The organism is Lacticaseibacillus jixianensis (genome assembly GCF_003946485.1).
In the GTDB taxonomy this organism is placed as follows: Bacteria; Bacillota; Bacilli; order Lactobacillales; family Lactobacillaceae; genus Lacticaseibacillus; species Lacticaseibacillus jixianensis.
The window spans coordinates 1-1493 of the sequence record NZ_RHOJ01000048.1; the positions used below are offsets into that span (position 1 = coordinate 1).

2 protein-coding genes are annotated in these 1493 nt (G+C 46.0%); both read right to left on the minus strand.

From position 1 onward, the window contains the following. Positions 1-39: 39 nt before the first annotated feature. Positions 40-903 carry an IS3 family transposase gene (locus tag EKM85_RS11370; RefSeq protein WP_225418992.1) on the minus strand — a complete coding sequence of 288 codons (864 nt, stop codon included), beginning with the start codon at positions 901-903 and terminating at the stop codon, positions 40-42. Continuing rightward, positions 900-1439: a helix-turn-helix domain-containing protein gene (locus EKM85_RS11375; RefSeq protein WP_225418993.1), complete on the minus strand. Its 540-nt coding sequence runs from the start codon at positions 1437-1439 to the stop codon at positions 900-902. Before EKM85_RS11375 ends, EKM85_RS11370 begins: the two co-directional genes overlap by 4 nt. Positions 1440-1493: the final 54 nt, after the last annotated feature.

Sequence of the window (1493 nt, forward strand, 5' to 3'; positions counted from 1 at the left end):
TGAAGTGCAATAGAAAAGTTAGACGAATTAGAATTTGAATTAAGCCACGATGACTTGTTCCCGATACTCAACCGGGGTCAAGCCATTTTTGTTTCTGGAGATTCTAGCGTTGTTAAACCAATCAACGTACCCGTTGACCAATTTTCGTAAACTAGTCAGATCATCAATTTGATAACGATTAAGACACTCGCGCTTCATCAGGTTGAAGAAACTTTCGATTGGCGCATTGTCGTGGCAGTTGCCTTTACGTGACATACTCTGAACGATGTTCAGATCCTTCAAACGTTGCTGATAATCAGGCATCTGATACTGCCATCCTTGATCTGAGTGAAGAACTGGTTTAAGGCCATCCTTGAGATGTTCCTGCAGCTCATCGAGAGTTGCCTGGATCAACGCTTTATTAGGTGATGCACTGACGATAGCGGCGAGAACCTCTCGACTAGCTTCGTCTGTAATTGCTGAGATATAGCCCCATTCGCCATTATAAAGGCGGACCTGAGTCACGTCAGTATGAAGCACGGTCAGAGGTTGTTTAGCATTGAACTTTTGCTTCAAGATGTTAGGCGCGATAGTGCCTACCTTGCCTTTGTACGAGTGATACTTAGAGGTGTGCTTGGAGTAGATTGTGACCTTTAAGCCCATATCACCCATGATGCGCCGGATGGTCTCCTCACCGTAGTTGAAACCATGCTTGGTTGCTTCATCATGGATGCGGCGATAACCGTACGTTTCCTTTGATTTGTAGTAGACCTGCTTGATGAACGCTTTTACCTTGGCGTACTTATCTGCCTTCTCATTGCGCTTAAGACGGTCATAGTAAGTTGCACGGGGCAGTTTAAGCAACCTAAGTAATTCTTTCAGATCATAGCGCGACCTTAACGAGGTAACTATACCCGCCTTCACTTTCGTGGAGAGTGCTTCGGTGAGTTCTTCGTCAGGGTCGCGAGTGCTTTTAAAATATCACGGTCCAGTTCAGCCTTATGCAGTTGACTCTTAAGCTCCAAAATCTCTTGCTGGTATTTTTCCTCTTGCGTTGGTTCGAGCCGCTTGATCGGCTTGATCTTCTTATGCTTACTCATCGCTGGCTGCCTTCCTCTAAGCTTCGGACGCAGACCCGCAACCCCTTGGTCTCTAACGATGCGATCCCAGGCATTCACCTGGCTGGTAGAGATGTCAAAGTGTGCTGCGGCCAACGCTCGGCTTATTTGGTGTGTATGCACATACTCTACCACTGAGATTTTGAAAGTTTGAGAATACTCCATCCGAGTGTGTTTGACTTTCAGAGACGCTAACCCATGAGCACGTGCCTGCTGGACCCAGCGGCGTACCGGTCCAGAAGAAGGTATATTAAATTCTGCACATAAGTCTTGAAAACTTGTACCACCTCTCAAGTATTTTGAGACTACCTTTGCCTTGAATTCGCTGCTGTACTTAGTCATAAGAAAAGCCCCACAATCATCAGACTTATCGTCTAACAATTGTAGGGCACTTCA